The sequence below is a fragment of the Francisella sp. SYW-9 genome, from assembly GCF_008711465.1.
In the GTDB taxonomy this organism is placed as follows: Bacteria; Pseudomonadota; Gammaproteobacteria; order Francisellales; family Francisellaceae; genus Francisella.
The window spans coordinates 67,777-93,555 of sequence record NZ_VXKQ01000017.1 but is presented as its reverse complement, the minus strand read 5'-3'; the positions used below and the strand labels follow the sequence as shown (position 1 = coordinate 93,555).

Genomic DNA, 25,779 nt, shown 5'->3' with positions numbered 1-25,779 from the left:
CTTTTCCTACAACAAAAGAATAAAGCATCAGCAGTATGATTAGCAAAGGCGATGTATAATATAATATTTTTTCACCGTTAATATGGTTATACGATAAAAGTATTGCTGTTAACAACATTACCAATTTTAGTAAAGGAAAGAAGCTACAAAACAACCCTGCAACAAAAATTTTATTTTTTACTCTTAAAATAAGTTTATATAAAAGCATAAAAATATTTGTATACAACATTGATAAGCATATAACAATGAATAATACCTTCCATACAGAATCACTATAAAAATATATGGCATATATAAAATAAGCAAAAAACCCTATAAGAAAATTTGTCTTTATCACTACGTCTAAATTCCTATGAGAAAGAAAGCATAGTATAGAAGATATTAAAATTAGAACTGGTAAAAGAGCACCTACCAAATAAAAAAATCTAAAATATATATAACTATTTGGAAAAACTAAAGGTTGATAATCCATTATTTCAGGAATCATGCTTAATATGATTTCTAAAGCAATTACAATAAACACTAAAGTGATGTTTTTAAAGTGGTAGCTTAACATTAACAATTACTCCATGAGGATCATAATGATTACGTATATGAATATAGCCATCATGATTAGTAATAACCTCTTGAGCAATGGTCAACCCAAGACCATTGCCTTTTTTCATACTATTAACTTGATAAAATGGTCTAAATATATTTTTTATGTCTGCTTCTTTTATCCCTATACCAAAATCCTTAATATTTATATTCACAAAGCAGTCAGACTTAATAACACTTACAAAGACCTTATCACTATATTTTTTTGAGTTTGAAATTAGATTCTCAAATGCTCTATATAAAGATATTCTTCGACCCTTTATATAGACATCATCTTTTATATCTATAACTATGTTGTCGTATTTACTTATTATCTTCTCTAGTATAGATGTAATACTTATAGTCTCTACTTTCTCACATTCAAACATATCGTTTTTTGCTTCTAATAATATTTGGTTACATAAAGATTCTAACAAGTTAATATCTTCTAAGTTATCTTTGTTCTGTGAAGGTTCTAGATCATACCTAAGCTTTAAGCGCGCTATCGGAGATTTAAGGTCATGGGTAATCATTGATAAAATTTTTGTTCTTACATCTAGTGCTCTAAATAATTTATGTTGTATAAAGTTTATTGAGTTAGCAAAACGACCCAATAAGCTAACTCCATTTACTTTAACATCCCTTTTCACTAAAGACATTCCAAGCTCATATACATTATCTTCTAACTTCCTAGATGGGATAATAACCTTCAGCAAAAGCCAGCATAATATAATTATCATAATTATAAATATAGCTGTCATTAAATTAGCTACTAGCAAATCTTTTGCTTTAGGCAAGGATGGTTTACTAATATAATTTAGCCACCCTGATTTAGTGCTCTTAATAGAAATACAGTTTTCTACATGAAAACAAAAATCCTTATTACAAACACTATATTTATCGAGATCTTCCTGACTTAAGCGTGTTTTACATATGGGCTTCTTCGAGAAATATGCTTTAACAAAGTTAAATCTGAAATCAAAGAACATTGTATTTCCGATAGTATCTCTTTGATGATTTAAGAGTAATTTAATCATGCTAATATTTTTTTTATGAGCACTAATCAGCTCTTTGCTAAGGTTTGTAGCAGAAGCCTTATTAGATATCACATATGATGCTACGATAAGCTGTACAACAAGTAAAACTAATATTAATATGAATAACAATTTAAAAACCTTATTCTTTAATATTAGCCTTAATGTTGATTTCATCAGCTACTCCTGTACAAATTAAATCAAATAGATATAAAAGCTCCTTAAAATAATAATCTATCAACTTCAGGATATACTATCTTTGATAGATCAACAATAAATAATTAAGATATAGTTAATTTAAAGTCTTTATCTAATATCCTGATGCACTCGTAGAGTACACATGTACCCTGAACCATGTATAGTCTTTATAGCATCATTAATGCCAATATCTTTAAGTATTTTCCTCAATCTCGAGACTTGAATATCTATTGACCTATCAAAACTTTCTAAAGATCTATTTTGTACATTTTCCATTAAAAGGTCTCTAGAAAGAACAATATTTGGATTTTCTAGAAAATATTTAAGAATCTTATAGACTCCAGTTGTTATCGGTATTATTTTATCTTTATAGATTAATGCTTGTGTACTTATATCAAGAGTACAGTCTGAAAAAGTATACTTAATAAATTTTTTATTTGTTAAGATCTGAAAATGTTGATGAGATCTTTTAAGAATGTTTTTAATTCTTGAATGCAAAACCATTATATTAAAAGGCTTCGTCATATAATCATCAGCACCTATTTCTAATGCTAATATCGTATTAACATCTTCTTGGCTTGAAGTTAACATTAATATAGGTATCTCTGAGAAGTGCCTAATTCTCTTACAAGTTTCTATACCACATATCCCTTGCATATGTATATCTAGTATAATAGCATCAAATTGGTCATGGCTAGTTTCTAAAAGGCTAAGAGCTTCTTCACCTGAGTATACTGCATCTACTTCATAGTTGTACTTATTAAAAAAAAGTTCAAGCATAGAGCAGATTTTTTCATCGTCATCGACAATCAATATATGCATACATCCCCCTATCTAATAGGCATATTCTAATTATATATTAAGAATATGCTAATTTAATTATATTCAGGAGATAGTAAAGGCTTTTCTATATACTTTTATTTTTATATGCAACTTAAGTATATTTGAGATATTTCTTCGCTTAATAAATTAGTATTAAAACATAAGACTCTTTCATCAGCTATAGACTGCCACTGATCTCCTTTTGGTATTATTTCAAAAACTTGATCTGCATTTGGAAAATTATCCAAAAATATTTTTTCATCAACTGTTTTTATCTCAATACCAGGTAAAGCTTTTAACAAAATATTCTCAGTTCTGGAAGGAGCAAAACCTTTAATTAAAACTTTCTTTTCAGACACTGCTGATTTGCTACTCTCATATACTAGATATTTAGATTCAGATATAAAAAACGCATCATCTAATATGCCTGATTGATATATACCATATTTATAAGTCAAACTATATATGTTTGGATCTTTCAACCTCTCTAAGAAGTACTTATTTATTAACTCTAAAAGTTTAATACAATCATATAAATATTGACCACAACTTTCATAAAGATAAGTTCTGTTATCCCATACAATAGACGTACACTGATATAGCTTATATAAACTATATTGTAGGTCTTGTATATTTATAGGCTTAGTTCCTAATTGCTGGAGACTTAGCCAATATTCTATTTCTGACAGATTAAGATGAACTGACTGGTATCTATCATATAAATTCTTGCTTATACAAATAGACTGTAGCTTCTCTTTAACATTAGATAGCTTTTCTTTTAGAGATTCTAAAAATGCCCTAGCAAACATCTGTGGTAAAAGTATACATTTAGGCATATATTTACCAATTTGCCATTCTTGCTCATCCTCTATATAAATTAACTCAAAAAGCTTTACTGAGTATTCTGCATTAGCTACTAAAGAATCACTTATAAAAAATTCAAAATATTCTATCTCAATATCATAATTATTAACCCTTTTAAGCTGTATACTTGGACTCTCTTTTAAGGTTAGATATAGGCTTAACTGATTATCCTTTACTTGCTCTGAATCTAGCTCATAAGCTTCACATATAGCATTAAACTTTAATGATACAAAAATATGATTGGGCATAAACATAGCTAAATCAGTTATTTTTAAAATATTATAAGATAATGCTTTCTCATCTATAACAATATCCAAAATACCATCATCGTAGCCATTAATTACACTATTCACATGACTACTCAGCTGATGCATATATTTTTGCTGTAAGATGAAGTGTTCCGGTAATAATACTTGCCCCATACTCCAGTGCACTTGACTCATAACAAAACCCCTATCCCCCAGCTGCTGCTGAATTATTTGCTCGAACTGGTACAACTATTTTATCGCTAGGCTTTATCTTTGATGTGGCGATTGAAACATCAAAGTTATTACTCGCAAGTACATTATAAAAAGTCACATATCCTGGAGCATTTGGACCTCCACCTGCATCCATTGGAGAGATTTGAGCCCTAGCTATAGTTGTAAATGTTACTGATGTTTCAAGCCTTGCCATACTTTCCCAAATACCTTCTTTTCCTGTAGCAGATATAAAATAAAACTGGCCTTCAGGAATTAAAGAATCTGGAGTAATTGTAACTTGGGTTGTAATCAAACTACTACGAGCAGCAGCAGAAGCATATGCCGTTTGTATAGCATTAAGAGTCTCACTTGTTACCCCTATAGTTATAGAGTTATTTGCCAAAGTCCCTAAAGTAGCATTCTCAATATCCATACGCTCAAGTGTCGCTACAATATCACTTCTTGGTTCTGAAGCACCTCCAGGTTGCATAGCTTTAAACTTAGTCAGTGTAACAGGTTGACCAGCGATACTAATAGAGAAACTACTTCCTAGTAATAACCGTGAGTCCGTTATATTATGTGAATCAGGTTGGGCACTTACTAGTGAATTAGACTCTAAATGAAACATCCCACCTTCATTAAAAACTAATCTATTAATTTCTGACATCTCTTTTCTCCTTTTGTAGTTATTCTTTCTCAAGCAAGTCTTGTATCTAATTTAATAGCCACATCCATGCCCTCAAATTTGACATGAGGCAAGACTTCGATCGAGCAATTATACCAACCAGCCATACCATGAGATTTGCTGACTTCAATATTAGCTGCCTTAAACGGGTAATAAGAAACAGTTAACGTATCAGGGTTTGGAAGAGTTGTTATATATTTACTAATCCATGTATTTAATTTGTTAGCTATAATTGTTTCATCTGACTCAGAACCAATCTCATCACGAGCCATACACTTAACATAATGAGCTATCTTACAAGCTGAAAATGTATATGGTAGCTTAGTAATTAACTGACTATTTTCACTATCATTTGGATCTTCAAACTCCTCACTCACCTTTAATGATTGTGCACTGAAAAAGCATGCATTTGAGGTTTTCTTCTCATAAACTAAACCTATAAAACCAGCCTTAGCTAAGCTATATTCTTTATGATCTGGAATTAATAAGTTAACAGGCAAGACAAAAGCATTACTATCACGTTCATTAAAGTTATAAATAGGCAAACCTTCAAGTTTTCCTCCGCTTGTAGGACCGCAAATTGATTGGCACCAGCCTGTAGCCTCAAATGACCTAGCTAAATTTTTAGCAAATAGTACTGATGCATTACCCCATAAACAATTTTGATCTGGAATAGTCAGACTAACCTCTTCTTTAAAATCGCTTAAAGGTCCTTTGCCTGCAGGATTATTAACAGGATCATATGGAGCTCTCAGCATGAAGTTAGGCAGTGTTAAGCCTATATATCCAGCTGCCCTTGTCTTACGAAACACATTCCACCGTCCAAACCGAGGATGGGCCATCAGACCATCTACATCTTTGATTTCACTTAAATCATTATATGTCTCACAGCCAAATAATTTTGGCGATACTGCTGCGATAAATGGTGCATGAGAAGCTTCTGCAACCTTACCCATAACAGTAAGCCATTCAATATCTTCTTGTGACTTATCAAAATCATAAAGACCTATCAATGCTCCATATGGCTCACCTCCAAACTGATCATATTCAGCAACATAGACCTTCTTAAAGAAGTCACTACCAGATACATCTACACTATTATTTTCAAAATCTTCTGCTAACTCATCTTTTTCAACATCCATTATAGATAGCTGCGTATTTTGAAAATTAACGCTATTTGCAACTTCTTGAACAGATCTCCAGCTGGTTTCTAACTTCCTAAAATCTGGATGTGCTAGTATTTCTGAAACCTGCTTATTAAGCATCTGATCAATCATATTAGTTACTCGATTAATCAAATTTTTATCAATAACCGTTTCATCCTTTCTATTACTAAGTAATATTGATAATGCTGTCATAAATCTTGATTCATAACTTGCCTGTAACTTACTTTTACTTAGTTGATCTTGGGCTATAAGATCAAAACAACTACTATCTTCAAAGCCTGCTGCTGAGAGAATATCAGCGCATTTATATTTAGTTTCATTCATTTTACTCTCCCCTTTTATTAAGCTCATACGACTCAAGTTGAGGAAGCTCTTCTTGAATCTTTTCTATAGCTTGAGCATTATTAATTCCATTATTAAATAAGTTCCTAAGTTTTCGATTATTATCAATAGTAGAGGTAAATTCTTGTATTAACCTCTTAGCTTGAAGTAACGATGCTAATTCAGGAATAAGCTGAGCAATAGTACTTGGATCAAATACTTTCATCGAGTCCACATATAAGTTGACCTTAATATCTTCAGCATTTTCTTTGAGATGATTTGGTACACGAATATTTAACTGAATGCCCATAGGCTCCATCACTTCTGATAAATTTGGACTTGCTAGCTCATAAATTTTGCGATTAGGTAAATCCTTTTTTCTTTCCTGTGAGTTGCCTAAAGAAAGATCTCCTATTAATAGTTGTCTAAAAGGTAACTCTTTTTTCTTTTTAGTTCCTTTAACCTCCATGTCATATGTGATTGTAATACGAGATTTTGGAATTGATTCATTAACTTTCATTTAAACACCCCTTTTCTTTTTTTGATAAAACTATTTGTAGTTTCTATATACTAAAGTAATTGTTGGATGTATCTTAAATATTAAGCATTTGTAAAATTTTGTAACTTTCTTTTGTCTATTAAAGGGAACGATTTCTTGAAATTCATTATAAGGTGAAGATGTACATAGATAAGGCTATCTAAAGATTTTTTAGTTGTATATAAGTATAAGATTGCTTAAAGGTTAAGCAACACTAAGGTTACCTTTGATACTAATATTACCTTGCATACTAATATTTGAACCTTTTATGTTAATATTTGAGGCGTGAATATTAACATCTGAACCTTTTATATTAATATTAGAATTGCCATTATCTAAAGTTATACTTCCTGATTTATCTAGCGATATCTTTATATCATTTGTTTTTAAAAGAATTGTCCCTTCTTTTGAATTTAAATTTACCGATGCTTGTTGAGTTGTCAAAACTATAACTTCATCTGCTGCATTACAAAATATAGATACTATTTTGTTATCGTTATTAGCCTCTAAATTAATACCTTGCGTATTTTGAGTAATTATATGTTTAACCATAATAAAACCTCTCTATTTTATTATTACCTTATTTTGCCCTGACGTCTCAATTTCTATAACACCTCCATAAATACAATTTAGTTTACAGTCATCAGTTAATGATAATATTTCATTTATTCTTACTTTAGGATTACCAGGAAACCATTGTGTAGCTATAGCAGGTATACATGGCATTGGTGTTAATACACCAAATGCTGCAGATGTAGCAGATGCAACTTCTGGATTTGCTAGACATGAACACATCCCAAATGAGGGAATATTGATCATTGGTACATTATCCGTAATAACTGCTGCAGGCTTCTGATCACAACTAAAAGGTTTAGGTAAAACTATTAGGCTAGATGGTGCTTGACCAAAGCTACACTTGAGCTTAGCTCCTGCACAAACTTGTTTTGACATATCTTTTAACTCCCTATAAATAATTAATTATGAAATAACTACAAATTAGACAGAAAAATGATGCTAATTCTACTAGGCCTAATACCCTTAAAGATGCTCTTTTAAGCTTATCTTTAATTCTTTTTATTTTTGAAGGAGATTCAATAGAAAACTTTAAGGGAGTATAATCTATTAACAATATTTTTAGCTGCCTTAAATAAAGACTTCTTTCAAAATAATTATCAGAATCATACATCCCTTTATAGCCATGAATAAGTAAATAATAATATACCCAATAAGTATCAACATAAAGTTGTGATCTCTGAGCTACTAAGTATTCTAAATATTGGTAATAAACTTTGCCAGCCTCTAATGTTTTAAACAGCTGGGTCTGTAGCATTTCATAACAGTATCCAGAAGATATTGCTTTTATATTTAATCTCTCATCACAGTATGCTGCTAAGGCAAATGTAATTAGATGTGATTGACTATACTTTCCTTCTTCACGATTTATATCAACCAACTCTAACTGTAACGATAAAATTTCTTTATACAAAGTTTCAACATGTTGATAAAAATCAATATCACTTTTAGTAATATAGTTATCAACTTCATCAATAATACTATAAAATTTCAATCTCCACATTTACAAGACCTCCATTACATTATTTTTTGAAATATTAACTGTTTTATCCTCCTGATTATTTGGATTAATATAAAACTTCCAAGACCCTTCTCCTTTATTTCTCTTAAACAAGAAATATACTGATATGCCTTGGTTCTTTGACTTTCCTATAGGTATAACCTGTTTACCTTTACTTGGATATATCAAAACACCATAATCTTTTTTACCTGTATTAAGATAACTATCATAGACGCTATCTACGTTACTATCTAAGTAATTAAACATTGACTCCTTTTTAACAATAACATAGAAAGGTTGACCATCATTGCTTAGCTTGTTTGGTTGAATTATTAGATTAAAGTTTGAGCTTGTGCATCCTAAAAGAAGTAAAAATAATATGAGCACCGAAACTGATTTTATATTTTTTATTCTAGTACTTTTCATTTTCTATAACCTTATATATAAAGCTTCCTGATAAGCTACTACTATTTAGTAGATCTCCTAAATTCAGAGTTTCTAAACCATTATCAATTACTAGTAAAATACTCTTAAAAGCGACATAAAGTTCAGAACTAAGGCCCATAAGTTTTGCGATTATCTCTTTATAAAGTTTGCTAAGGTTTCTTTCTGACTCCTGTGTTAACATTCTAAAAGTAATCTTACCACTTATAATAGTTAATCTATCTGCATAAGCTTTTAATAGAGGACTATTTAATTTAGCCTCTCCTAAAAGGCTACCTCTAACCTTATTAAGATATTTCAAATCGACTCTGAGTCTATATTTACCCAGTGATTTACGAATAAGTTGTTCTATTGAAGAAAGAGATCGATAGTTATAATCATCTTTAGAAAAGATGATTTCTCCATTGTGGTAAATATTACTTTGGTAGCTTAATAACTCAGGATAAAGAGCGTAGTTATATAGTGTTAACCACTTTTCTAATATCTGGCTCTTAAGATTTTTAGTTGCAGCAACATCCAGACAACCTTTAAGTATTTCTAAATTTCTAGTATCTTTATTTAATAACCAAATATTAATCCAAATACTTATGACCGTACCTTCAACTATAACTTCTTTAATAATATAAACAGCATTATCTTGATCCCAATTTGCATACCAATGCTTCCTATAGTTTGGATACTGTTCATTTATATAGCGAATACAGTTTTTATAATTTCGTGGAAAAGATATCATTGAAAAACCCCCTTTATCTTAAAGTTATATTTAGTATTTTTTTGCAAGAATATCCCTATCTGTATAAGATAGAATCTGACCCAATTTTGATAGCTTTTAGGAACACTCTTAAAATACAAAGATATTTGCATTTCTTCACCTATAGATATGTCATTAAGCCAAGGCTGAATATCAACTAGTGCTGATATATCTGTAAATTTGAGTAAGCCTTTCCAATCTTGTAAATACCACCTATGGATACTCGGTATTCTAAGGATCTTTAATAAGGGCTCTATTAATTGAATATCATATTGAATTTCAGAAGTTGTTATTAGGCTCTTAACTTCTAGCTTATAAGTAGATATATTTTGGTTTAACCACTTTACCTTTGCCTTATGATAACTGTTCATCAATCCCTGATCAAACTTACGACTAATGTATATATCCGCCGAAATAACTTTATTATAAACTTGAGAAATTTGATTAAACTCTAACCCAACCTGATTATCTTTATAAATGACCTTATAATCTATAGGTGCTAAAGGTTTTTTATCTACATATACAGTTAATACTTCATGAATATAAAAATCAGTCTTTTCTTTACTCCTTAACCAATAAACCTCATAGTCACCATCCATAACAAAGCTATCACTAATAGCTTGGTATTGGTCAATCACAGGTATTAAGTTTGTATGAAACAGATCACTTAACTGATCTTGGCGTAGTTCTTCAATAGAAAAACCTTGAACTAATAACTCTATTGACTTGATCTTCTGTGACAAATGTTGGTGTAAATTCACATTAATTCTAAACTGTAATCTAGGATCAGCCAAATTTTGACGAAACCTATGATTAGAGTGTTGTATATAATCATAACCACAACTAATATCGACTACTTTTTCAAGTGTGGGACTATCAACGAATTCTATTTTCAAGGAAGCTTTATCTAATATATTTAATTTCCCATAAATATCAACAAGCTCTTCTATAGCCATAGAATCGGAATGTAGCCAAAAGCTAAAACTATTATCTTGTAAAGTGAAACTCTCTGATTTAGCGGCAAATCTTAGGCTTATCCCCTGAGTTTGATTCTCAACATTCACGACATCAAAAGGCAATATCCTTGTAGAAATTGCTGAATATAAAAGTTGTTGTTTCTTTAATATATCTACCTCAACCTGCTGCTCTAGGTCAATATAGTTACTATCATCGTGTAGATAGCAATCTGAAACTTTAATATAACACCCTTGAAATGTTGGGGTTAACATATGAGGAAAATGAGCTTTCACTTTAGAAGAATATAAGCATCTTGTATAATTTTTGAAGTCCCTCTCTGCTTGAGACTGTATTTGATTTAGAGCATTTATCATCTCTTTTACAGTAATAGATAAGTCATCCATAAAATACCTCCAGAATACTCATTAATTAAGCCATATGTTTGAGTAATTAATATCAAACGAAACATCTGTCTTATCATTATTAAAATTCCAATAAAAAGTACTCCCTTTATGATCTGATGATTTTAATAACTTCCAAAATGACCAGTCACCCTCTATTACTTGCTGAGCTATTAAATCTTTCTTGTCACTTACTAAAGCAATTGATGCAGGTTTATTTAACCACCACTGAACTTCAAAGATGCGCTTAACCTCTCCAACTCCTATATCAGAAATGCTGTTTTCACCTACCGATAAAATACCTTCATAGTAAGATGTTTTTTTATCTTTGAAGAAAATCCAAGATGTTTCAACATGACTATAACTTGGTAATAACTCAGATGTTTTTAAAGTAAACTTTATAGGTTTTGGTTTGCCATTAGCATCCCAAAGAAGCTTAGATAGCTTACTTATCTTTTGATATTCTTTAAACTGCCTATCTGTAAGCCATTTATTTCCCTTATAATTTCTGATTAAAGGTGCAATCTTTGCATAAGATCTCCAAAACGTTCCACCTTTTCCAATAGTTTTTATTAAAGTATCTACACTTATTTCATTAGTAGCATCTTCGTTAAATGGAAAGGAGTCAAAAACCTTATTATAACTGCCTTGTAAATTTGTACACCAATACTTTTGAACATGCTCTTGTAATAACTCTGTTGTTACTTGTTCACTCGCTAGTGCAGGTTGAGAAAGAGGTTTAGCAAACTCTGGTATTACCTTAATAGATTGTAGAAACTTATCCATATCTTTTTTAAAAGGATGTTTATCATCTTGATAAAATTTAATTAATATTTCAGGATTTGATTTTGCCTTATTTAATATATCAATATACTTATCCATAATCTTGTTATATCTTTGAAGGTTGTTATGGAAATCATTAATCCCTTTAAGACTTTTTTCAGACATAAAAACATTTTTATGCTGTAAAACGTTTTTTTGAATAGACAATAGTAAAGGTTCTATATTTGATGATGTATTAATCCTTCTTAAACTAAATATCAAAGTATCAATATCTCTAGAATCAACTTCAAGAGCCTCTAAAGCCTTTTGATAATAATAGTTTTTATAAGCTTTTTTATATTTATCTAATGATAATTTAAACTCCATATATATAGGACTAATATTAATACCTATCTCAGCATATGCTTTAACAGTTTTCAAAAGCTTTAAATTGATAGGTTTTATATTCTTTTCATAGAAGTTATAACTATAATAATCTTTACTTTCATCCTGCGAACTTAAGTAGAAGCTATAACTGACACTCTGTAACATAGAACTAGCTAATTTTATATCCCATGATGTTTTAGCTAGCTGCTTTATGCTCTTCTTAATATTAGCTAATTGATCTATTTTATCTCTAGTACTTACTTGACTTACAACTGTTTCAATAACATCTCTAAGCTCTAAGTAAGTAATAAAATGATTTAAGAACACTCTTTGATCATATGAAAGAAATAACTGTTCTCTTAATTTAGGATCATTTACATAAATATTTAGATTATGATCATTTAATAGCTGATCTAATAACGCTAACTCTAAGGTTCTCTTGACTAATGTTTTATCTAATGAAATTTTTAGAGGTTTTTTTTGCTCAAATATATGCACGATAAAATTATTAAGATACTTAATTGTCTTATAATATTGCTGTGCTTTAGAAGGTAGATCATACTTATCTTTAGTATTAGTCTTTTCATAACCTACTTCTAACCATACACTCAGAATATTCTCAGGGATCTTAGTGACTTTAGACCATAACCATAAATTATCTGAAACTAATTCTCTCAGATGAGGATCTGCCATATGATTTTGGAGAGTATTTAAAGCTAATTTCTGTATAGGACTATTAGCCTTTGACAATATTATAAGTATTACATGATTATATATAAACTTTTCCCATAACCTATCTAAACGTTTCTTTCCTGCATTATGATATGCTAACTTGACAATCAAGCTATTATAAAAGGCATTATTTAAACTTTTATGATAATTCTTTAGATTAATCTCACTTAAGTTGCCTGAATACTTACAATTCAATGGTATTTGACTTGCTATTGTTTTTATATTGTTTTTTACCTGGTACCAACCTAAGATAAAACATCCAGTTAATAAAAATAGGATAATTAAACAAATCTTTTTCTTTAACTTTTTTGTAAACTTTTGAGTATAGTAGACTCTCTCAATCAAGCTATCTTTAAAAAGCTCATTTAGCTTGAAAATATCAATAGCAAAGCCTCTATACCTAGCCACATTATTAGGTATCTTTGATTGTAATGAATTAATAACGTACTCAAATCGAAGATGGTTATTTAAAAAACAATATAAATCTCTTATCTGTTTAGAGCTAAAAGGTTGTTCACCTAGGTAAAGTTGTTTATCTGTATATTTAGTGGTAACTATATCAAACCATGATAGAGAGGGCTTCTCATCTACCCAAAAGTTTTTAATATTAGCAACTTGTGCATACTGACACCATGTCTCATAATAAATATTATTCTCTTGTTCAACTATATTTACCATATAACTAAAACTACTAGATAAATATCTAGAAATATCAGCAAAACACATCCTGATATGATCTATCTGACTAGTTAAGCCATGATTATCAAATCTAGTACTTAAATTAACTGCAACTAAATTTATACGCCCCTTAAATACCTTATTAAATAAGCATAAAATATCTGCTTCTTTAAGACTGGATTTATACAGCTTTTTAGGATTGATATATAATCTAAGGTGATTAGCATCTAATTTAAAATAAATTCCGAACTCATTTTCGACTTTAAGAGAGCTATCAATTAATATACTTTTCCTTGCAAAATATAGTCTAAACCTTTTCCATAAGCTTAACGATCTATAGAACTCCAGATATATTTCATTAAGAGCATTTACCTTAAATAATTTAGCAAAAAAGGCATTTATCTTACCAAGCCCCTTTTTATAAAAGAGTGACCTTTGCATCAGCTTTTTATACATCTTAATTATTATTATAAATACAACTACTCCCACGATACCTATTGCAAAGATAGACAAAATATTTTGTTTTTCGAGTAAAGCGTTCATATCATTCCTCTCTATAAACCAAAGACATCTGTGTTTTATCAGATATTATTTGTGTTTTATTATTTGAAGTCTGTGAAAATATTTCTAAAGCCCCCTCTTGTAAGTTTTTATTTTCTGCTTGGTGAACAACTCCTGCTGAATCATTAGCCCCAAATGTCATTTTATTAATCTGAGAATCTTTGTTAAATGATTCATCTAACATGCTATGCCACATAACCTTATCAATTGAGCCATTTTCCTGACTTAAACTAATTGCTACTGGGGTACCATTACGTAGAGGCATAACTGCATGATCATGTAATATAAAATATGGTAAAGTTATATAAGGTGATTTATTAGAATTCCCATTTAATAGTGAAGGTATTCTCACTATATAAGAAAGCTCTTTAAGTGTATGATCATGCATCAAAAAAACAGACTTCTCTGTTAAAAAATCTTTATTAATATCTTTCTGAGAATCTTTCTGATCTGCTGCTACAATAGAATATGTAGTATCTGTGCCTGAGGATTGACCATCAATCCAACCATAAATATTTAATGCTTTGACAGATTTACTAAAGCTTGGAAAAGATAACGTCAAAGCATCCGCTGAACATACACATGTCTTAATACCTACACCATGTTTTAACTGGTAATCGATACTAGAAATATCTTTATTGGATGCGCAAGTTGTATATATGGATGTTTGTCCTGCATATATAGCTATATTATTATAATTTCTAAAGGATATCTTTGTGCTAGAAATCACTAAAGCTCCAATATATTGAGATAATATTTTCTTATATGCTTTTGGTAAAGAAAATTTACTTCTTGGTAAGCTCATAAACTCTGCTGGAAAATAATCCCATTCCAGATTTATATATTTTAATTTTTTCTTTGCATTATCAATTTCTTTTTTATAAAACTCTTCCGCACTTTCTAATTGTGTTGATGGTACAGCATAGCTAAATATATGATCTTTTGATGCTGGTATACTCTTACTCGAAGCATGTACACTTTTAATCGGTGACTCTTCTTCTAGTGCCCAGTACTGATTTATCAAACTACTATTACTAAAACTATAGTTTCCTATTTGATTTACAATTTTACTAATTATTCCCGTAGGTAATTCAGTAACAGTTCCTTCTTTAGTTTCAGACTTACTTAAATCGACTATGCTATAGTTAGGGTCTTGAATTGAATAGTCATAAATCAGCTGTAGCTGATAATGTCTTAACGTATAAAAAAAGAAATCATAAAAACTATATTTTGGATAATCACAATTTACACATATCCAATTATATTGCGTATAAAAAGCTGTAATATTTTCATTGATACTTATACTTAATAATTTATCAAATTTTCCAAATATATCGTTGAATACATCAGTATAACTAGATTGGGGATATATCTTAACTGGATAGTGTTGTTTTGTAATAAATGTAAGAGCATCAGTAAAAAGCAATTTACAAGACAAATAGCGTCTAACATTAATATGGCTTACTTGATCTACTAACTCTACAGCATTGTCTTTTGTAAGGTCTATGTAGCCTTTAATACTCCAATTGTTTTGTCTGTTAGGCTGGCTGAAACTAGCGTTCTTCAAATCCTCTTGATATTTTATATCAATTACGAACTTATTTTGATAATTAGATAAATCATCCCACAAGCTCTCTTTTTCAAGATCATATGGAATATTAAAAGACAATTCTCCACTAAATCCATATAGTGCAAAATCAAGTTCTAAATCCTTGATTTGGGTTGTATGTAAGTATTTTATTTTCTGAGTATTTTCAGATAAGTCTTCATTTAGGGAAATAATGCTGACCTGCAGTCTTCCATTAACGATACCCGCCATCTGCTTAGAAGCAAACCACTTATCATATTGCTGTGCAAACTTAAGTTCTGGAAGACTTCTCGGTGAACCATAATTAAATTGTGATTTAAGCTCTTCAAGCTTTATATCAGTTAAATCATCAAAATTAATCTCTCCAACAAATAAATTATCTAACATAACACTCACCAATTTAGTTGATCTTGCTCATCATTACTCATAGCTGTTTCATATTTTTGAGGCTGATCTGTAAAACTATCACTAACTCGTTTCGCCAGTACTTCTCTAGTGTTCTCCAATGAATCATCTGTACTAAAACTCTCAGGGTCGCTACTAAATGTTTGTGATAACATTTGCCATAATGGATTATTAGAAAGACTTAACTGATGCATTAAGTGGTCATATGCATTTGCTGTGTCTTTAAGATAAGGATAAAATGTCTCAGGGAAGTATTTGATAGGATCAAACTCTTTCAAGCTGCTATTAATAACCTGATAAACAACGGCGGCTCTAAGCCATGACTTTTCACTTACAAGTTTTCGATAAATCCTTATATTTCGTAAGAGCTTACTCCATTCATCACTTATATAAAGATCCCTATGATTTAAAGAAGGATCTTCACATTGCTCTTTGGTATCACTTACTTCATTATATTGTTCATTTTGGTTTTCAAATTGATCAATATTTTCTACTTCTTGGGCAACTTTAAAAGTCTTATATATATCCTTGATTTGATATAGCTGAACTATATTAATATCTTCAAAACTTGCTTTGATGAATAAAATATACTCATCAAAAGCTCGCTCTAAAGCTCCCTTATCTTCTTTAGAGTAGCTATCAGATTTTGATTTTATAAACTTCACGTGAGCTAGCATACTAGAATGAAGCCATTCAAGGATCGCTAGATAAACTTTGAAGCGAATTTTACCATCTTCAATTTTTTCCAAGAAAAACTGGTGAATCTCAATTAACTCCATAAGAATTTCACCTTTAATATTAGACTCTACAGCCTCATACCAATATCCAAATTCGGCATATATTACATAGCGGGGATCTAAACACCCCTTATCAATCTGCTCCAAAGACAGAGCTTTGACAGTTAAATACTTTTCATTCTCTATAGCTGAATATATAGCCTCAAGCTCATTCACTTCTGTTTTATAAAAGACATCTTCTTTACTTGCTACACTTTTTATTAGACCTAATATCATCTTTTACTCCATTAATAAAACCTTTAATCTTTTAATACTTTAAATATTAATAGGTTGAATTATCTGAAATATTTATAATGTGTAACAATTTGTAACTTAAATGGTCTAGAAAATAGCTATCTAATATCTAAGTAGTATTCCAGCATTGAGTTTTCAGTATTAATTGTTTTTTTAAACCTTTTTTCTCTAATAACTTAGAAGATGCTTTATTATCAGCAGCCCAATTAGCTTTTCATTATTTCTATTGGAAATACCAAGCACATTACTCTTGCTCTACATTATACTTAAAAACTCTTTAGCTCTTGCTATAGAATTAACTTTTTAGAAATTTTCAGGTAAATACCTTGTTACTTTAAGTGTCAATATTTCACATAAGTACTTATAAGCTAGTTCATTATAAGTTATTGGGTTAATAAGGAGTTTTTGTGTCAAAAAAACTTATTTGTAATAATCTCTCCTATAAATCAATTTTCCTAATGTTTTTAAACTTCTAAAGTTTAATTCTTTTACTATATATCTAAAAAAATAATATAACCTATAAAGTTTAAAAGTAATTTTTATAGTTTATAAATTTACTTTCCTATCGGCAGATCGTCTCAAAAAGTGTATAATAGTGGAAATAAAATTGTACCGTAGTTTTTGGTACCGTAGTTATTTAAGACTATTTTTTTATAAAAAATAACATGGAGACTATTTAATGAAATCTTTTCTAAAAAAGATTTGGAACGCCCTAATGTGGATAAGAATGTCCGCATTTCAACTATACTCTTTTGCAGTAATAGGTGGTTGTAGCATTCTTATAAATATTTTTACTTTTTTTAAACTTCCAATATCATGGAGAATGGCTGTATGCTATGTATGGACCTATCTTTACTGGATAGGTATGTTAGTATTTCTTCAAGTCTATATCCGTGTTACAGGTAGAGTTAATATAGACAAAGATTACCCTTGTATCTATGTTTCAAAACACCAATCAATGCTAGAAACTTTTATGTTTTATGGGTTGATCGGTAAGAGCCACTTTATTATGAAACAAGAGCTGTTTGAAGCACCAATATTTGGTCCAGCAATGAAAAACTTAGGCAGTATTGCTATAGATAGAGAAAAACCAAGAGAATCATTAAAAAAAGTTGTTACCGATGGAAAGCAAAGCATTGCAGATGGCATAAATGTTGTAATATTCCCAGAAGGAACTAGAGTTGGTGTTGGCGAATACCCGGAATTTCAACGTTCTGCAATGAAACTAGCTACAGATGCAAACGTTTTCATTATACCTGTTGCACATAATTTTGGTAAGTTTTTCCCTAAAAAGTGGGGACAAGTTATTAAACCTGGCATTGCTAGAATGGATTTTGGTAAAAGAATTGACCCACATGAGTTTAACTCTAAAGAGCTAACAAGCTACTGCCACAAAGTAATAACTGAAAAAACAAAAGAGTTCAAAGGTTAAGGAAAAAAGATGAAAAAGCTTATTCATCTGCTATTAGTAGCAAGAATGCATATTTTTAAAATATATGCTAATGTCGTATTAGCATTATGCTGTATTTTAATGAATATCGTTGGTGTTCTAGGAGCTTCTCTAAGAGTGCGACTTTTTGTATGCTGGTTATGGTCTTGTCTATATAGACTAGGTGTATTCATCCTCCTACAAATTTATGTAAAAATAGAAGGCAAGGAGAATATCCCAGACTATCCATGTATTTATGTCTCAAAGCATCAATCAATGCTTGAGACTTTTGTTTTTTATGGCCTAATTCGTAAAAGCTGTTTTGTAATGAAGCAAGAACTTTTAGAAAAGCCTGTCTTTGGTAAAACAAATCACTTTGCTGAAGCAATAGGTATCGATAGATCTAAAGGGCTTTCCGCTATCAAGAAGGTTCTACAAGATGGTAAAGATAGAGTTAAAAATAAAGGGCTTAGCATTATCATATTCCCAGAAGGTACAAGAGTTCCGGTTGGTGAGTATCCTAAATTTCATCGCTCAGCAATGAAACTAGCCACAGTAACTGATATTCCAATAATTCCCGTAGCACATAATTTTGGGGTTTTCTTTGGACGTAAAAAAGGTGACTTTATTAAACCAGGTATAGCAAGAATGTCTTTTGAAAAAGCTATAGACCCTAAAAAATACACTGTCGCTGAGCTGACTGACCTATGCTATAACATCATAAATGATAAGACAAAATCATTCGGTGGCTAAATTACCCAATCGAAAAATTAGCAACAATTGGATTATGATCTGATATTTTTTGACAATCTAAAGCATATGCCTTTTCTAATTTTAATCCACGGTACAAGACAAAGTCTAAATGATTCTTTTGAAAAGATTTAATTAGCTCTACCTCTTCAAGAAAAGCTACCTTAAAGTTAAATTCTCGACAAAAGTCCTTTATAAACTTAATCCTTTTTCTATTCCAAGAATTAAAGTCTCCTGCAATAATTATAGGATACTTATATTTTGTTGGATTTATTACTTCTTTTATCTTCTCAAATTCGTACTCATAGACCTTATTACGTTTAAAGTTTATCGCATGAATATTTACCACAATAACCTTAGTATCATCAATATTAAAGTGCGTAATCAGTGATGCTTTATGCGTGTTTATAACTGATTCTCTATGTGTGGTAAGTATCCTGACATTTTTTATCACAGGATAGTGACTAACCGTTGCTACACCATAGTTATGGTAACGTAGAACAATGTTTGAAGCAAAGTTGATATCAAACTTCTCGATAGGAAACCTAGTTTCATGATGATGAACAGCTTCTTGTAAACAGAAAATATCTATATCATGCTCATCATAAACTTGACTAATATATGAATTAAATATTTGAGAATCTTTATAGTCTATCTTATAAGTATTCCAACTCATTAAGCAAAATTTTCTAGAATAATCCCTTTGCGTTTCACTATCAAACATTTAGTATTCTTATCTTTATAGTTATATTTTTATTATATATGAAAATATGACTATCGCTTAAATTACTTAGGGCTTGTTGCAAAAAACCTTAGTATAATGTAGCCTGCAACTCCTGATAATACTGAGCCAATAATCACGCCTATTTTTATAGCATTTAATAGATGGCTATCATTAAAAGCTAAAGTTCCTATAAATAAGCTCATTGTAAAGCCTATTCCACAGAGTATACTAACACCATATAGCTGTACGTTTGAGAAAGACTCTCCTAACTTAAAAATCTTTAACTTCTTAAAAAGAGCTAATATAGAAAAAATACCTATTTGCTTACCTACAAATAAGCCTAATATTATTCCTAAAGTTAGTGGTTCAAAAATGATTGAAATGCTAATCCCAGAGAAATTTATGCCTGCATTAGCAAAAGCAAAAATAGGCAGTATAAAATAAATAACCCACGAATGAAGAGACTCTTCCATAAACTTAGCAGGAGATTCTGGATCACCATCTCGATAAGGAATACATAGTGCAGTAACAAACCCCGCTAAGGTTGCATGAACTCCCGATTTAATTGTACAAAACCATGCTAAGAAGCCTAAAACGATATATATTGAAGCTCTATTAACTTTTAAAACTAAGCTACAAAAGATCATTACCGCAATAAAAAATAAACCTAATACCAAAGAAATCAAAGATAGAGATTTCGAATAGAAAAAAGCTATTATAACTATTGCAGCAATATCATCAAATATCGCTATTGTGATTACTAGTAGCTTTAGCTTTGGTGATACTCTTGATCCAAGTAATGCTAGTATCCCCAGTGTAAAAGCTATATCTGTAGCTGATGGAATTGCCCAACCATCAATAAGTTGAGTATCATGAAAGTTTATTAATAAATAAATTAAGCTTGGCAATATCAAACCAGCAAAGGCCGCGATTGCTGGTGTTATTATGCTAGATGGTCGCGATAATACGCCAGTGATTACTTCTCTTTTAATTTCTAAGCCAATATACAAAAAGTATATAGCCATTAAGCCATCATTTATCCAGTGCGTAAGACTTTTGTCTATAACTAAACTCTCAACACCTAATTTGACATTAACAGTATCTAACATCCCATAATATAAAGATAGCGGAGAGTTATTAACCAAGATAGCGAGAATAGCAGCTGAAAATAAAATTACCCCACCGACTAGTTCTTGATTGTTAGAATTGACACTCATATATACCAACCACTTTACATACCTTATCTTTTTATTATCTAATAGCTTGAGGTATAATTCTACTTATGAAAAAAAGATTTTCACTTAAATGAGAAACCTTCCAAAATTTTGGTATGCCATAGCTCATATAAAAGAGATTAAAAATAAACCTATCACGCTACAAAGGTTTGGTAAAAATCTCGTTGCTTGGAAATCTTTAGATAGTATTATCGTCATGGAAAATCGCTGTCCTCATAGAGGGGCCGAACTTAGCTCTGGCAAGATCTGTAATAATGCTATAGTTTGTCCTTTTCATGGCTTTGAGTTTGATAGTAACGGTATCTGTATATATACCCCTGAAACAAAAAGTGCAGTACCAAAACTAAAGGCAAAAACATATCCAACAAAAGTAGTTGCAGATATGCTTTGGATAAATATTTTTAATGAAGAAATTGATAATAGCTATGCCTTTGAGTTTATCCAAAAAACACACGATAGTTTTAAAGCCCAATACTCTCTTCTTACAGATATCTGGCAAAACAATATCCGTCACTGTATAGAAAATCAGCTAGACTATACTCACCTTGCAACAGTTCATAAAAAATCCATCGGTAGAGGATATCAGATCCCTGATAATGTAACTTTAAATATTACACCTGAGTATATTGAAGCAATTAAAAATGATCGCCTAATGTTAAAGTATATCTTACCAAACTTTTGGCTTCTAAATAATTCTGATAAGCTAAAAATCTGTGTCTATTTTGTACCAATAAATGAACATAAAACAAAACTATATCTAGTAAACTATCGTAGCTTTATGACAAATAAGTTTATAAAACCTCTTGCTGATAAGCTATTTAGTCTTACTAACAAGATCATTCTCAATGAAGATAAAAGGATTGTCAAAACCCAAAAATTTGATGAAAACTATAATACTAATGACTTTCTTTTACGTCATGATCAAATAATAAAAGAGTTCAGAAAAATTTGGGAAATTTAACAAATACCTTTTCGTTCAAAATATTAAATGATATAAAACTATTATTACTAAGTACTTTTTGTTTATTATGAGATATAACTTTTGTATAAGACTACTTCACAAAATATTAGCAAGTTTAATAATTATCCAGCTAATACTAGGTTTTGGCTTTGTTTTTGAAATATTAGACTTTAGTTGGGTTATAGTGCTGCACAAGTCTTTAGGGTTATTAACTCTCTTTGTAATAATAATGTTAGTGATTGCTAGAATCTTTAGTAAAAAACTTAGCTACAATCCTCCTTTACCTCTTATACAACACATAATTGCTAAGATTGTTCACTTAGGCCTATACATTAGCAGTATTGGTATGGCTTTATCTGGTCTTCTTGGTTCTATGTTCATGGGCTATCAATGGAAGATATTCTTTATTATTCCTTTTCCAGAAATATTTGAAGTAAATTATTCTTTAGGTGTAAAAATATTCAGCTATCATTATGTATTTGCTACTATTTTATTGGTATTAGTTGTGCTACACATAGCCGCAGCGTTATACCATGAGCTAGTATTAAAAGATAATATTATAGCTAGAATAAAATAAAACCCCTTATAAATTTAAAGGAGTACTAACAGCTTATGTTACAGAAAAATCAGAGCAAAGCGCTCTTCTTATCAAGCTTAGGTGGTATGCTTGAGTTCTATGACTTTATTATTTACGCCTTACTTGCAAGCTTTATTTCAAAGCTATTTTTCCCAACAGGATCTGCAATCACATCACTATTAATTACTTTTAGTGCTTATGCTATCGGCTATCTTGCAAGACCATTAGGTGGTATTATTTTTGGTCACTTCGGTGACAAATATAGTAGAAAAAAAACATTTACAATCTCTATTCTTATCATGGCCTTGTCTACATTTATTATAGGAATACTTCCAACATATAACCATATAGGTTTTATCGCGCCTATTTTACTGGTACTTTGTCGAGTTGCCCAAGGTATATCTGTAGGGGGTGAGATCCCTGGAGCTATTACTTATGTAGGAGAAGTTGTGCCAGAAAGACAAGGGTTCGTTACCGGCACAATTTTCTGCTTTTTAATAGCTGGTGTTGCCGTAGGTTTTATTGTTGAAAGTCTATTGCTAGTTTTCTTCAACAGTGCTGAAATGTTATCGTATGGCTGGCGTATACCTTTTATCCTAGGAGGCATATTTGGACTTATTGCCTATTACCTTAGACGCCAACTAATAGATATCAAAGAGTTTAATCCTTTTATAAAAGAAGAATTCTCTTTACCTATTACAAAGATGCTTGCAACACATAGTTGGAACTTCATTTATGCATGTATAATAGTTTCATTTGGAGCTCTTTCATTTGTAACGCTGTTTATACTATTACCATCTTATTTTTCAACTATATTAAAGCTACATCTAAAAGATTTTACTTGGATTAATAGTCTTGGAGTTATTATTATATCTATACTTTGTATGGTAGTAGGCTTCTTTGCAGATAAAATAAATCGTACATTTATCTTGCTAGTTAGTATAATAGCTACATGCATCTTTAGTTTTGTTATCTATAACATTTATGTTTACAATCAAGACTACTATTTCATAGCTATTGTTATTAGTGCTGTCTTAGTAGCTCTTTCTTGGGGCAATATATCTGCCATACTTATTGATCTATTTAAACAAGATGTTAGGTATAGTGGTATAGGCTTCTCATATAACTTAGGTTTTGCAGTATTTGGTGGCCTAACACCAATGATAGTAATTGGCGCAATTAAGTTTACTAGTGATAAGACAGCACCTGCTTATATACTTATAGCTGGTGCAATAATCACATTAATAGCAATGATTATAAATGCATTAATTCAGAAAAAAACTTCTCAAAATTAATTACTCAGTGAATAAAATATTCTAATCACAAGCTTTTATAGAATACTTTATATAAATTTAAACTCTTGAGAATGTCTTGTTTCAGGCATCTTATAGATAAGTAGAAGTGTGATAATAGAAGATATTATTAGATAAAAACTCGGCGCATAGCTTGAGTTAAATACTCCTGATAACCAAACACATATCATCGGCGTTGACCCTGCAAATAGTGCATTACCTGTATTATAGGCCGCTGACATACCACTATATCTATGATTGGTTGGGAAAAGCTCAGCAACTGTTATTTGGAATGATGCTGTCATTGCAGATATTATAATCGCTAGTATAACCTCAGCAATCAATATACTTTCTAAGCCACCTTTATTAAAAAAGATAAACATTGGATAGCCAAATACTGCCAACAATAGTATTGGTATATAAAGAAGTGGTTTTCTACCATAGATATCAGATAACCAACCAAATAGTGGTGACATCGCAGCATAAAAGCATGATACTGCAACAGTTATAAACATGATTTTATTGACATCAAAGCCTCTATCTGAGATAAGAATATTAGGTAAGAATGTCGCCATCATATAATATGCTATACCAACATACCCTGTTAAAACAAAAGTCCAAACTAATGGCATTTTAGGACCTTTTATAGCATCTTTAAGAGGGCTTTTGCTTAGCTTATTGTTCTCTTTCATCTCTTTAAAAAATGGCGATTCTTTAGCTTTCTTTTGGATAATTGTTGAAGAAATAGCCAAGATCAAACCTATAAAGAAAGCTACTCGCCAACCATAAGCTAGCATCTGCTGTTTGGTTAATAAACTTGATAAAATCCCTACAGTTGTCGCACTCAGTATCACACCTATTTGCGATGCAAGCCCTGCTAGCGCTGTTGTCAGACCACGATATTTCTCAGAAGCGCTCTCTGCTAGAGCCACAAGAATACCTGTATATTCACCACCTACTGAAAAACCTTGCAACATCCTAGCAAATAGCAAAATCAAAATAGCCCATATTCCAGCTGATTGATATGTCGGCATAACAGTCATCAATAACATTGGAATACACATTAAAATCATACTTAGTCTGATAGCATAGCGCCTACCAAACCTATCTCCGATAGAACCGAGTACAAAACCACCTAATGGTCGCATAATATAGCTAGCGGCAAAGATCCCAAAGACTGTTATCATTGCGACAACTTGATCTTCTTTCGGAAAGAAAAGTAGAGTTAAGTAGGTTGTCAAATAACCATATAGACAAAACTCAAACCACTCTAAAACTGCTCCTAAATTTATTATAGAAACTGTTTTTACTTTATCTTTAAAAGTTAGTTGATGTATCATCCTAACTAATGTTTTCTTATGTATATCATTTATTATATATAGATAGAAAATTAATTACATTGTTATTTTTCTAAATGGTAATTATTATCATTAAAAGCCTTATAGAATAAGGGTTCCCGCATTAAATTTAGATATCTAATTTATGTATATGTTATAATATATTTATAAGGTATTTATTTTGTTCGGTCTAAGAATGCATGAATTCTCACTCTGTCAAAGTGTTATCAGTATTGCTGAGAAAACACCTAAAGATAGCTCAAAACAGATAGCTAAAGTCATAGTTAAAATAGGTACTCTAGCTGGCGTTGATGTTGAGTCTTTTGAGTTTTGGTTTCCTGTAGCAGCAAAAGATAGTGTCTTAGAGCAAGCAAAGCTAGAAATAATACATGAACAAGCTATAGCAAAGTGCAAAGCTTGTGAACATGAGTTTGAATTAACTAAGCTATATGAGCAGTGCCCAAATTGTGGCAGCTTTGAGAAAGATATTATCAAAGGTAAAGATATGCTTGTAGAATCTATAGTTTTTAATTAAGGAG

The 25,779-nt window shown here is 30.7% G+C and carries 24 protein-coding genes; 6 read left to right on the top strand and 18 right to left on the bottom strand.

Annotation, left to right across the window (positions count from 1 at the left end; genetic code table 11):
* Positions 1-536 precede the first annotated feature (536 nt).
* The 15 genes from F3D62_RS08575 to F3D62_RS08505 all read right to left on the bottom strand — a co-directional run bounded on the left by F3D62_RS08575 (position 537) and on the right by F3D62_RS08505 (position 16,917).
* The gene (locus F3D62_RS08575) at positions 537-1,787 is read right to left on the bottom strand and encodes a sensor histidine kinase (RefSeq protein WP_150467840.1); all 1,251 of its coding nucleotides are present in this window, start codon (positions 1,785-1,787) and stop codon (positions 537-539) included.
* 129 nt (positions 1,788-1,916) lie between these two features.
* Entirely contained in the window at positions 1,917-2,630 is a 714-nt protein-coding gene (locus F3D62_RS08570; protein WP_150467839.1) for a response regulator transcription factor, read from the bottom strand.
* A 101-nt stretch (positions 2,631-2,731) separates the two neighbouring features.
* The gene (gene tssK, locus F3D62_RS08565; protein ID WP_150467838.1) at positions 2,732-3,937 is read right to left on the bottom strand and encodes a type VI secretion system baseplate subunit TssK; all 1,206 of its coding nucleotides are present in this window, start codon (positions 3,935-3,937) and stop codon (positions 2,732-2,734) included.
* Between the two features lie 10 nt (positions 3,938-3,947).
* A complete protein-coding gene (locus F3D62_RS08560) occupies positions 3,948-4,622 on the bottom strand; it encodes a hypothetical protein (RefSeq protein WP_150467837.1) in 675 nt (224 codons plus the stop codon).
* A 29-nt stretch (positions 4,623-4,651) separates the two neighbouring features.
* Entirely contained in the window at positions 4,652-6,130 is a 1,479-nt protein-coding gene (gene tssC, locus F3D62_RS08555; RefSeq protein WP_150467836.1) for a type VI secretion system contractile sheath large subunit, read from the bottom strand.
* A gap of 1 nt (position 6,131) precedes the next feature.
* Complete coding sequence (tssB, locus tag F3D62_RS08550) at positions 6,132-6,647, bottom strand: type VI secretion system contractile sheath small subunit (protein ID WP_150467835.1); 516 nt, start codon at positions 6,645-6,647, stop codon at positions 6,132-6,134.
* A gap of 222 nt (positions 6,648-6,869) precedes the next feature.
* On the bottom strand, positions 6,870-7,217 hold the full coding sequence (locus F3D62_RS08545; RefSeq protein WP_150467834.1) for a hypothetical protein: 348 nt from the start codon (positions 7,215-7,217) through the stop codon (positions 6,870-6,872).
* A gap of 12 nt (positions 7,218-7,229) precedes the next feature.
* Positions 7,230-7,616 (bottom strand): DUF4280 domain-containing protein, encoded by a 387-nt coding sequence (locus tag F3D62_RS08540; protein ID WP_150467833.1) that lies wholly within the window; start codon positions 7,614-7,616, stop codon positions 7,230-7,232.
* Between the two features lie 13 nt (positions 7,617-7,629).
* Positions 7,630-8,241, bottom strand: coding sequence for a DotU family type IV/VI secretion system protein (locus F3D62_RS08535; protein WP_150467832.1), 612 nt, complete (start codon positions 8,239-8,241; stop codon positions 7,630-7,632).
* On the bottom strand, positions 8,242-8,664 hold the full coding sequence (gene iglE / locus F3D62_RS08530; protein ID WP_150467831.1) for a type VI secretion system lipoprotein IglE: 423 nt from the start codon (positions 8,662-8,664) through the stop codon (positions 8,242-8,244). It lies immediately after the preceding gene.
* On the bottom strand, positions 8,651-9,415 hold the full coding sequence (locus F3D62_RS08525; protein ID WP_150467830.1) for a hypothetical protein: 765 nt from the start codon (positions 9,413-9,415) through the stop codon (positions 8,651-8,653). Before F3D62_RS08525 ends, iglE begins: the two co-directional genes overlap by 14 nt.
* Positions 9,412-10,794 (bottom strand): type VI secretion system baseplate subunit TssF/IglH, encoded by a 1,383-nt coding sequence (gene iglH / locus F3D62_RS08520; RefSeq protein WP_150467829.1) that lies wholly within the window; start codon positions 10,792-10,794, stop codon positions 9,412-9,414. The genes F3D62_RS08525 and iglH overlap by 4 nt, the downstream gene beginning before the upstream one ends.
* A gap of 21 nt (positions 10,795-10,815) precedes the next feature.
* Positions 10,816-13,893, bottom strand: coding sequence for a hypothetical protein (locus F3D62_RS08515; RefSeq protein WP_150467828.1), 3,078 nt, complete (start codon positions 13,891-13,893; stop codon positions 10,816-10,818).
* A gap of 1 nt (position 13,894) precedes the next feature.
* Positions 13,895-15,886, bottom strand: coding sequence for a hypothetical protein (locus tag F3D62_RS08510; protein ID WP_150467827.1), 1,992 nt, complete (start codon positions 15,884-15,886; stop codon positions 13,895-13,897).
* A gap of 5 nt (positions 15,887-15,891) precedes the next feature.
* Entirely contained in the window at positions 15,892-16,917 is a 1,026-nt protein-coding gene (locus tag F3D62_RS08505; RefSeq protein WP_150467826.1) for a type VI secretion system protein IglI family protein, read from the bottom strand.
* Positions 16,918-17,614: 697 nt separating this feature from the next.
* Here F3D62_RS08505 and F3D62_RS08500 point away from each other — a divergent pair.
* Both F3D62_RS08500 and F3D62_RS08495 read left to right on the top strand, forming a co-directional pair.
* Positions 17,615-18,367: a lysophospholipid acyltransferase family protein gene (locus F3D62_RS08500; protein ID WP_150467825.1), complete on the top strand. Its 753-nt coding sequence runs from the start codon at positions 17,615-17,617 to the stop codon at positions 18,365-18,367.
* A 9-nt stretch (positions 18,368-18,376) separates the two neighbouring features.
* Positions 18,377-19,117, top strand: coding sequence for a lysophospholipid acyltransferase family protein (locus F3D62_RS08495; protein WP_150467824.1), 741 nt, complete (start codon positions 18,377-18,379; stop codon positions 19,115-19,117).
* Position 19,118: 1 nt separating this feature from the next.
* Here the strand turns inward: F3D62_RS08495 and F3D62_RS08490 are convergent, their stop codons facing one another.
* Together F3D62_RS08490 and nhaA are read right to left on the bottom strand one after the other, a co-directional pair.
* Entirely contained in the window at positions 19,119-19,838 is a 720-nt protein-coding gene (locus F3D62_RS08490) for an endonuclease/exonuclease/phosphatase family protein (RefSeq protein ID WP_150467823.1), read from the bottom strand.
* Positions 19,839-19,900: 62 nt separating this feature from the next.
* Positions 19,901-21,055, bottom strand: a complete 1,155-nt coding sequence (gene nhaA, locus F3D62_RS08485; protein WP_150467822.1) for a Na+/H+ antiporter NhaA — start codon at positions 21,053-21,055, stop codon at positions 19,901-19,903.
* Positions 21,056-21,143: 88 nt separating this feature from the next.
* Between nhaA and F3D62_RS08480 the strand changes: the two genes are divergently transcribed.
* From F3D62_RS08480 to F3D62_RS08470, 3 genes are all read left to right on the top strand, one after another.
* Positions 21,144-22,034: a Rieske 2Fe-2S domain-containing protein gene (locus F3D62_RS08480; protein WP_150467821.1), complete on the top strand. Its 891-nt coding sequence runs from the start codon at positions 21,144-21,146 to the stop codon at positions 22,032-22,034.
* Positions 22,035-22,101: 67 nt separating this feature from the next.
* Positions 22,102-22,611 carry a cytochrome b gene (locus F3D62_RS08475; RefSeq protein ID WP_150467820.1) on the top strand — a complete coding sequence of 170 codons (510 nt, stop codon included), beginning with the start codon at positions 22,102-22,104 and terminating at the stop codon, positions 22,609-22,611.
* A 35-nt stretch (positions 22,612-22,646) separates the two neighbouring features.
* Entirely contained in the window at positions 22,647-23,906 is a 1,260-nt protein-coding gene (locus tag F3D62_RS08470) for an MFS transporter (protein ID WP_150467819.1), read from the top strand.
* Between the two features lie 47 nt (positions 23,907-23,953).
* Here F3D62_RS08470 and F3D62_RS08465 read toward each other — a convergent pair whose 3' ends face one another.
* Complete coding sequence (locus F3D62_RS08465) at positions 23,954-25,243, bottom strand: MFS transporter (RefSeq protein ID WP_150467818.1); 1,290 nt, start codon at positions 25,241-25,243, stop codon at positions 23,954-23,956.
* 193 nt (positions 25,244-25,436) lie between these two features.
* Here F3D62_RS08465 and hypA point away from each other — a divergent pair, with 193 nt between their 5' ends.
* Complete coding sequence (hypA, locus tag F3D62_RS08460; protein ID WP_150467817.1) at positions 25,437-25,775, top strand: hydrogenase maturation nickel metallochaperone HypA; 339 nt, start codon at positions 25,437-25,439, stop codon at positions 25,773-25,775.
* The last annotated feature ends 4 nt before the right edge of the window (positions 25,776-25,779 follow it).

Coding starts and splice junctions, on each gene's coding strand:
- F3D62_RS08505 (WP_150467826.1), bottom strand. CDS start 16,917: ATGATATTAGGTCTAATAAAAAGTGTAGCAAGTAAAGAAGATGTCTTT.
- F3D62_RS08560 (WP_150467837.1), bottom strand. CDS start 4,622: ATGTCAGAAATTAATAGATTAGTTTTTAATGAAGGTGGGATGTTTCAT.
- nhaA (WP_150467822.1), bottom strand. CDS start 21,055: ATGAGTGTCAATTCTAACAATCAAGAACTAGTCGGTGGGGTAATTTTA.
- F3D62_RS08570 (WP_150467839.1), bottom strand. CDS start 2,630: ATGCATATATTGATTGTCGATGACGATGAAAAAATCTGCTCTATGCTT.
- F3D62_RS08490 (WP_150467823.1), bottom strand. CDS start 19,838: ATGTTTGATAGTGAAACGCAAAGGGATTATTCTAGAAAATTTTGCTTA.
- F3D62_RS08515 (WP_150467828.1), bottom strand. CDS start 13,893: ATGAACGCTTTACTCGAAAAACAAAATATTTTGTCTATCTTTGCAATA.
- F3D62_RS08545 (WP_150467834.1), bottom strand. CDS start 7,217: ATGGTTAAACATATAATTACTCAAAATACGCAAGGTATTAATTTAGAG.
- iglE (WP_150467831.1), bottom strand. CDS start 8,664: ATGAAAAGTACTAGAATAAAAAATATAAAATCAGTTTCGGTGCTCATA.
- F3D62_RS08475 (WP_150467820.1), top strand. CDS start 22,102: ATGAGATATAACTTTTGTATAAGACTACTTCACAAAATATTAGCAAGT.
- F3D62_RS08470 (WP_150467819.1), top strand. CDS start 22,647: ATGTTACAGAAAAATCAGAGCAAAGCGCTCTTCTTATCAAGCTTAGGT.
- tssC (WP_150467836.1), bottom strand. CDS start 6,130: ATGAATGAAACTAAATATAAATGCGCTGATATTCTCTCAGCAGCAGGC.
- hypA (WP_150467817.1), top strand. CDS start 25,437: ATGCATGAATTCTCACTCTGTCAAAGTGTTATCAGTATTGCTGAGAAA.
- F3D62_RS08575 (WP_150467840.1), bottom strand. CDS start 1,787: ATGAAATCAACATTAAGGCTAATATTAAAGAATAAGGTTTTTAAATTG.
- tssB (WP_150467835.1), bottom strand. CDS start 6,647: ATGAAAGTTAATGAATCAATTCCAAAATCTCGTATTACAATCACATAT.
- F3D62_RS08495 (WP_150467824.1), top strand. CDS start 18,377: ATGAAAAAGCTTATTCATCTGCTATTAGTAGCAAGAATGCATATTTTT.
- F3D62_RS08525 (WP_150467830.1), bottom strand. CDS start 9,415: ATGATATCTTTTCCACGAAATTATAAAAACTGTATTCGCTATATAAAT.
- F3D62_RS08540 (WP_150467833.1), bottom strand. CDS start 7,616: ATGTCAAAACAAGTTTGTGCAGGAGCTAAGCTCAAGTGTAGCTTTGGT.
- F3D62_RS08510 (WP_150467827.1), bottom strand. CDS start 15,886: ATGTTAGATAATTTATTTGTTGGAGAGATTAATTTTGATGATTTAACT.
- iglH (WP_150467829.1), bottom strand. CDS start 10,794: ATGGATGACTTATCTATTACTGTAAAAGAGATGATAAATGCTCTAAAT.
- F3D62_RS08465 (WP_150467818.1), bottom strand. CDS start 25,243: ATGATACATCAACTAACTTTTAAAGATAAAGTAAAAACAGTTTCTATA.
- F3D62_RS08500 (WP_150467825.1), top strand. CDS start 17,615: ATGAAATCTTTTCTAAAAAAGATTTGGAACGCCCTAATGTGGATAAGA.
- tssK (WP_150467838.1), bottom strand. CDS start 3,937: ATGAGTCAAGTGCACTGGAGTATGGGGCAAGTATTATTACCGGAACAC.
- F3D62_RS08480 (WP_150467821.1), top strand. CDS start 21,144: ATGAGAAACCTTCCAAAATTTTGGTATGCCATAGCTCATATAAAAGAG.
- F3D62_RS08535 (WP_150467832.1), bottom strand. CDS start 8,241: ATGTGGAGATTGAAATTTTATAGTATTATTGATGAAGTTGATAACTAT.